7 protein-coding genes are annotated in these 6,966 nt (G+C 42.7%); 1 reads left to right on the forward strand and 6 read right to left on the reverse strand.

Translation table 11 applies throughout. From position 1 onward, the window contains the following. Window positions 1-251: 251 nt before the first annotated feature. From RDS42_RS10540 to RDS42_RS10550, 3 genes are all read right to left on the reverse strand, one after another. Entirely contained in the window at window positions 252-962 is a 711-nt protein-coding gene (locus RDS42_RS10540; protein WP_308783634.1) for a CvpA family protein, read from the reverse strand. Window positions 963-975: 13 nt separating this feature from the next. Continuing rightward, complete coding sequence (locus RDS42_RS10545) at window positions 976-2,211, reverse strand: DUF5711 family protein (protein ID WP_308783635.1); 1,236 nt, start codon at window positions 2,209-2,211, stop codon at window positions 976-978. Between the two features lie 97 nt (window positions 2,212-2,308). Beyond that, window positions 2,309-3,724 (reverse strand): LysM peptidoglycan-binding domain-containing protein, encoded by a 1,416-nt coding sequence (locus tag RDS42_RS10550; protein ID WP_308783636.1) that lies wholly within the window; start codon window positions 3,722-3,724, stop codon window positions 2,309-2,311. A 161-nt stretch (window positions 3,725-3,885) separates the two neighbouring features. On the opposite strand from RDS42_RS10550, the gene yyaC reads away from it, so the two are divergent. After that, window positions 3,886-4,452, forward strand: a complete 567-nt coding sequence (gene yyaC / locus RDS42_RS10555) for a spore protease YyaC (protein ID WP_308783637.1) — start codon at window positions 3,886-3,888, stop codon at window positions 4,450-4,452. On the opposite strand, the gene RDS42_RS10560 is transcribed toward yyaC, so the two are convergent. From RDS42_RS10560 to fsa, 3 genes are read right to left on the reverse strand one after another with little or no spacing between them, the layout of a single operon-like run. Next, a complete protein-coding gene (locus RDS42_RS10560; protein ID WP_308783638.1) occupies window positions 4,436-5,374 on the reverse strand; it encodes a transketolase family protein in 939 nt (312 codons plus the stop codon). The genes yyaC and RDS42_RS10560 overlap by 17 nt on opposite strands. Then, a complete protein-coding gene (locus RDS42_RS10565) occupies window positions 5,362-6,201 on the reverse strand; it encodes a transketolase (protein WP_308783639.1) in 840 nt (279 codons plus the stop codon). The genes RDS42_RS10560 and RDS42_RS10565 overlap by 13 nt, the downstream gene beginning before the upstream one ends. Window positions 6,202-6,223: 22 nt before the next feature. Then, window positions 6,224-6,877, reverse strand: coding sequence for a fructose-6-phosphate aldolase (gene fsa, locus RDS42_RS10570; RefSeq protein WP_308783640.1), 654 nt, complete (start codon window positions 6,875-6,877; stop codon window positions 6,224-6,226). Window positions 6,878-6,966 lie beyond the last annotated feature (89 nt).

The raw sequence follows: 6,966 nt of genomic DNA on the forward strand, positions 1-6,966 counted from the left end.
TCATTTAGTTTATCACATCTGTTTTTGTTTGTCAAGAACTTTTTTCAAGTTTTTTTAAACTTTTTTGATGTTCGATTTTCTAAATATCCGCCTCGCTGACAGCTTGTTTACTTTAACACATTTATTTGTGCTTGTCAACAAGTTTTTTCAATTTTTTTGTTTTTCTTTTTTAACCAGAAAAACAAGAAATCCGCTCCATTTCGAAGCGGATTTCAGTATAACACTGCAATTCTATTACGTCAAGTACTTTTTTAATTTCCGTAAAAAATACTCATAAAGAAGTTTACAAAAATATCATATTCATACAGGACACTGAGAAAGGCATCTTTTTCAATCAATGCCAGTCCTTCTTTTCCAATCTGCGTACTGCATAAGACTGTGAGCACCAAAAAAGCGATCCATACAAACACAATCCCTTTTACCAGCCCTATCGCTCCCCCGGCAAGCTTATTTGCACTTTTTAGAACAGGAAGCCCGGCAAGAAGATTCAGAATATATGTGCCCATGCGCAGTATTACCGACGCCAGAAGATATGATACAAAAAAAGACAGACCATTGACGATCATATGTGCCAGAGCTTCTGACACATATTCTGCAAAACTGTCTACTGCCAGAAGGCTGTAGACCTGAGAATTGTTATTTGATTCCAGCCCCTTTCTCAGCAATTCCGGAAGCTCCATATTTTCTATAAAGCTATACTGATCCCCGCTGCCGCCAGTATTATTCCCCGACAGCGTTTGCTGGGATATCACAAAACTCTCACAGCTTTTCTGTATTTTTTCATACACAGGCGTATTTTCCATTAAAAATTCATTCACATAGGGATTGATTGCCCAGGAGACTGCTATAGCCAAAAAGACAAAAAAGAATGACACAATCTCCCTGACAAATCCTCGTTTATACCCTTTTGCAGCTGTCAGCAGCAGAAGTACAAGAATCACCACGCCCAACCAAGTTAACATCCTATCACTCTCCTCAGCTCAGCTTGATCACCCTGACTCCACTGTCCATTACCAGCAGATAACGGTTCCATCCAATTTTTATAAAATTGTTAATACTGCCGTCCACAGTACCTGTATATTTTGTGGTTCCTCTGCTGTTCATTACACAGATCTGAGAGTCATTGTAAAGCAGAATATTTCCTCCGCTCATTTTAATAGTGGTATATGGTATATTAAAATTCTTTTCAAACCGGAGATTTCCTTCCGGAGAATATACTTTCATGGTATATTTCTTATCTTTGTCTCCATTCTTAAATACCATTCCTATCGTCTCGTCATCGGAAAATGTACTGACAATCTCTTTATCAACTTTTTCCGTTACAGCCTCTTTTGGTATCTGCCGCCCTTTATATAACGTAAAGCCATCCTCACGAAGCGCTAATGAACTGTCTGCATCCAAATATTCTATTTCCGGAATCACTACTCCCTCATATGTATAACCGCTGACAATTCTGTCCGGTTCATTCTGGCCAACATCTCCAAAGTTATAAAACGCAACATAACTTGTAGTATCACTGCCATCTATAAACTGATAAGTAACCATCATGATCTCACCATCGTCTGACACAGCAATATCCATAGGATATCCCGGATCTTCTACATGAGTCTGATTTTCTGCAATCAGACTTCCATCTGAAGCATAATAATTGATCCATGTAGAATCTCCTCCGTCCAAAATTGCAGCAACCAGTCCATTTGCCGATATCCTTGCCTTTACAATACTATAGGAGGTTGTTACACTTCCTGCTTCTCCCTCTTTATTGAATATCCTCAACTCTGTGCCGTCCACATCTGCGATCACTGCCCAGTCATCATTTATATCAGCCACCGGATTCTGCATTTCATAAAGAGAACTCCAGTATGCGCTCATTTCATTATTGACAAGAGAAGCTCCCTCCGGACTATATCGCAAAATTTTGCCGGACATCATCTCATACTGATTGGAAACAACATCTTCCTGTTCATGGATCTGTATGGTTTTATAACTGCGATAGCTTCTTTTTTCTATAAAAATCAGCAGCGCTGCTGCTGCCGCTATGACCACAGAAGCAGTAATGACTGTTTTTCGGATCACTGCATGCCGATGCCTGGACAGCTGCTGCTGATAATCGTCACCGTTCCTGCCTGCGGTCCGGGCAGCTTTTTCATTTTGAGCCTGTATTTTTGCCCTCTTCCGTTTCTTAAGAAATTTTTTAAATACGTTTGACATAATAAACCTTACCTTTCGGATACTGTCACTAACTCACCAAAAACAGACACACTCCTGTTTCCTGTCCGTTTTCTGATATGTTATTATAGCAAATATCTTAGGGCAATACAATTATTTGTCCCGGATAAATAATCTCATCCGCAGTGATTCCGTTTAATCTGCATATTTCTTCGACTGCATCCATATTTCCATAATTCTGTATACTGATCTGGTATAAAGTATCTCCCGGCCGGATAATATATGTTCCGGAATTTCCAGATGTCTCTTCTGATTTGTTCTCCACCCCTTTTTGCTGCTCCCGCACCCTTTTCTCTGCTTTTCTTATATCAGACTCCTGTTTATAGATAGATTCCGGATTTTTTTCCTGCTTCTCGCTTTCCGCGCCTGACTCTTCTCCGTTTTTCTCATTTTGTTTTCCCGTTTCCCGGAGTCCTTCATCCTCATTTTCTTTTTTCAGGCTGTCCGATTCCAGATTCTCTTCTGCAGCTGTTCCGCTACTGTTCTTCTGGCTTTTATCATCCTGATAGCCGTTTGTCTTTTCTCTATTTTCCTGTATCTTTTCTTTCGTTTTATTTTCTTCCTGTCCTGCTGTCTTTTCTTCTTTTTTTATCGTCTCTTTTTTATCTGTCGTCTCATCATCCTCCATTCCCTGCTGTTCGGCTTCCATCACTGCCGATACTGCCTCTGTCCGGGAATCCAGTACCTGGATTTCTTGATAATGCTGATAAAATTTTGTCCCTGCCACTGCCACCGCAAAAACCAGACAGGCTGTTGCTGCATATGAAAAAACAGAGGTTCTTTCTTCCAGTTCCTCCGTTTCCTTTTCTTCAATGTTATTCTTCTTTTTCTGTATGATTTTTCGGAAAGCCTTTACCGCTTCATCCGGAACCTCTTCCTGACGTTGTTCTTTACCCGCATTTTTCTCGAGCATATATGCCTGCATCTGAGGATTTTTTTCGTAGTAGATATAATATCCGCTCTGTTTTACCAAAAAGTTGTTTTCATATCTGAAAAAGGCCTCTTCTCTTTCTGCCGGATCCATCAGCAGCAGAACCTTGTCTCCTCCTCCAAAATTTTTCAAATGTGCCCTCTGAAAAATTTCCGAAGCTTCCAGCGTCAGCGCTCTTTCCGCAAAAAACCATCCTACAATTTCCTGGCCCTCAAAACACCTCTCCATCTCCTGATGTATCTTCTGCCATAGCTGATCTGTAAATTCAATATGCTCCCGGGATAATTCTTCTGTTTCCGCAGTCAGTGCCCCCTTTATAAATACGTAGGCGTCTCCCGAATCCCACTTTGTTTCTCCCGTCAAAACTGCCAGACAGCTTTTTTCTTCTCCGCCGCTTTCTTCTGCCCCTGCATATTTTCCCAGAAAAGTATATACGTAATCCTCCATATAGATCCGGCAGTTTCCTTTTATCAGTCCTATCTGGCGTATATTTTTAGGCACAGAAAATATCCCTTCTCTTCCTTTCGCTTCCCGATTTTCATCTTTATAGATGACTTCTATCATTTTATATCACCCCTTCGGGTACAAGAATAACATATAGAAAATGCAGATTTTATCGTATTATAAGAGTGCTTTATAATAATTTAACGACATATTCTGCAAAGTGCATATTTTCTTTTTTCAAAGGATAAAATAAATCAGGACAAACAGCACAGGAGATGCCTATGACCTTTTATATTGACACGAAAAAAGCCGGCTCCGCCGGGAAGATCTCATGGTTTCTGAAAAAATGCATTCTAAATTATTCAGCCAGCTGGAACGAACTTGTTTTTCTCTGTATTGGCACAGACCGGCTTACCGGAGACTGCCTGGGTCCTTATGTCGGTCAGCAGCTTACCCGGCAGCTTCCCGGAAGATTTCATATATACGGAACTTTATCTCATCCTGTCCATGCACTGAATCTCTGCGATACAAGCCGTCACATCATCAAACACCACCCTCAGGCTCTGGTGATCGCCATAGATGCCTCTCTGGGACAAAAAAAGCACCTGGGATATGTAACCATTGGAAATGGTGCACTTTACCCAGGCGCTGCCGTCCAGAAGGAACTTCCTCCTGTTGGAGATATTCATATTACCGGAATCGTAAATACTGCCGGAATGATGGAGCAGCTTACTCTGCAGACCACACGTCTGTCCACTGTGATCAGTCTGGCAGACAAGATTACGGAAGGGATACTGGCCGCAGTCCCCTCTTCAGTTCAAAACTCCTGTTTTATACAAAAGCTTTAATCTGCTTATAGATTCCCTCTGCATCCAGACCATATTTTTCCAGGAGAGCCACAGCCGGGCCGGACTCACCGAATACATCATTGATACCGATACGTTTTACCGGTACAGGAGTCTTCTCAGCCAGACATTCGCAGACTGCACCGCCAAGACCGCCAATAACAGAATGTTCCTCTACTGTAACAACCTTGCCGGTTTCTTTCGCAGCAGCCACAATCAGTTCCTCATCAAGCGGTTTGATAGTATGGATATTGATGACTTTAGCATCGATTCCATCTGCTGCAAGCTTTTCAGCAGCTTCCAGAGATGCTGCCACGCAAAGTCCGTTTGCAACGATCGTGAGATCTTTTCCTTCACGAAGAACAATACCTTTGCCAAGCTCAAACTTATAATCCGGTCTGTCATTGATCACCGGAACAGCAAGACGTCCAAAACGCATATATACAGGGCCTACATGCTCGTAAGCAGCCTTTACCATAGCCTTTGCTTCAATATCATCAGAAGGAGAGGCAACAACCACTCCCGGAATGCTTCTCATCAGGGCAAAATCCTCACAGCACTGATGGGTAGCACCATCCTCGCCTACAGAGATTCCGCCATGAGTAGCGCCGATCTTTACATTCAGTTTTGGGTATGCCACAGAGTTGCGTACCTGTTCAAAAGCGCGGCCTGCTGCAAACATAGCAAAAGTACTTACAAAAGGAACCTTGCCTGTTGTGGCAAGACCTGCGCCGATTCCCACCATATTGCACTCTGCAATACCACAGTCAATATGACGTTCCGGGAATTCTTTTTTGAACATTCCTGTCTGGGTAGCTGCAGCAAGGTCAGCGTCCAGAACAACAAGATCCTCATGCTCTTTTCCAAGTTCTACCAGAGCCTCACCATAACTGGCTCTTGTTGCAATTTTCTTTACATCTGACATAATGCTTCACCTGCCTTTTCCAGTTCTTCCATAGCCTGTGCATACTGCTCATCATTCGGAGCTTTTCCATGCCATCCTGCCTGATCTTCCATAAAGGATACACCTTTGCCTTTGACTGTCTTCATGACAATAGCTACAGGCATTTCCTTTACAGTTCTTGCCTCATCAAAAGCAGCCTTCAGCTGGTCCATATCGTTTCCGTCTTCCACATTGATCACATGGAAATTAAATGCCTCAAATTTCTTATCAATCGGATATGGGGAGCATACCTCATCGATTCTTCCATCAATCTGGAGGCCATTGTTATCAACGATCACTACAAGGTTGTCCAGTTTACGGAAGCCTGCAAGCATAGCTGCCTCCCATACCTGTCCCTCCTGGATCTCACCGTCTCCAAGAAGAGTGTATACTCTGTAGGAGTCTCCGCTCAGCTTTGCAGAAAGAGCCATACCTACTGCTGCAGAAATCCCCTGACCCAGAGATCCGCTGGACATGTCAACTCCCGGAATATGCTTCATATCCGGATGTCCCTGAAGATAAGAGCCCAGATGGCGAAGAGTCTTAAGATCCTCCTTTGGGAAATAGCCTCTCTCAGCCAGTACAGAATAAAGTCCCGGCGCAGTATGTCCCTTGGAAAGCACAAAACGGTCACGATCTGCCTTTTTCGGGTCTTTCGGGTCAATATTCATTTCTTCAAAATACAGATAAGTAAATAAGTCAGCTGCAGAAAGGGATCCGCCCGGATGTCCGGCCTTTGCAGCATGAACTGCCGTTACAATGTCCTTGCGGACTTCATTGGCAGTCTTCTGAAGCTCTAATTTATTCATGATATTCTCCTTTTTGTTTTGATTATTCACCAAAAACAGCTCTGTAGTCCTGCTGGAATTTCTCGATACCCGCATCTGTAAGAGGATGATGTGTCATCTGCTCCAGAACCTTGTACGGTACAGTTGCAATATGTCCGCCTGCAAGAGCGCACTCTGTTACATGCATCGGATGACGCACACTTGCACAGATGATTTCTGTGTCAAGACCTGCAATGTCAAAGATCTGAACGATCTGACGGATCAGCTCAACACCGTCTGTGGAAATATCATCCAGTCTTCCAAGGAACGGAGAAACATAAGTAGCGCCTGCTCTTGCCGCAAGAAGCGCCTGATTTGCGGTAAAGATCAGAGTTACATTTGTCTTGATACCCTCTTTTGAAAGAACCTTGACAGCCTTCAGCCCCTCAACTGTCATCGGAATCTTTACTACCATATTCGGATGGATTTTTGCGATCTCGCGTCCTTCTGCGATCATTCCTTCTGCATCTGTTGTAGTAGCCTTTACCTCTCCGCTGATCGGTCCATCTACAATAGAAGTGATTTCTTTGATAACCTCTTTAAAATCTCTTCCTTCTTTTGCAATCAAAGACGGATTTGTGGTAACACCACAGATAATCCCCATATCATTAGCTTTACGGATATCTTCTACATTTGCTGTGTCAATAAAAAATTTCATTCTTTTTCCCTCCTGTTTTGTTTTCGCCCTTTTGTTTTACGTCGGTTTTCACCGTTGGTAATTTTATTATAGCAAAAACTCAGCAAGGG

This window comes from uncultured Blautia sp. (genome assembly GCF_902497045.1).
Taxonomy (GTDB): domain Bacteria; phylum Bacillota; class Clostridia; order Lachnospirales; family Lachnospiraceae; genus Blautia_A.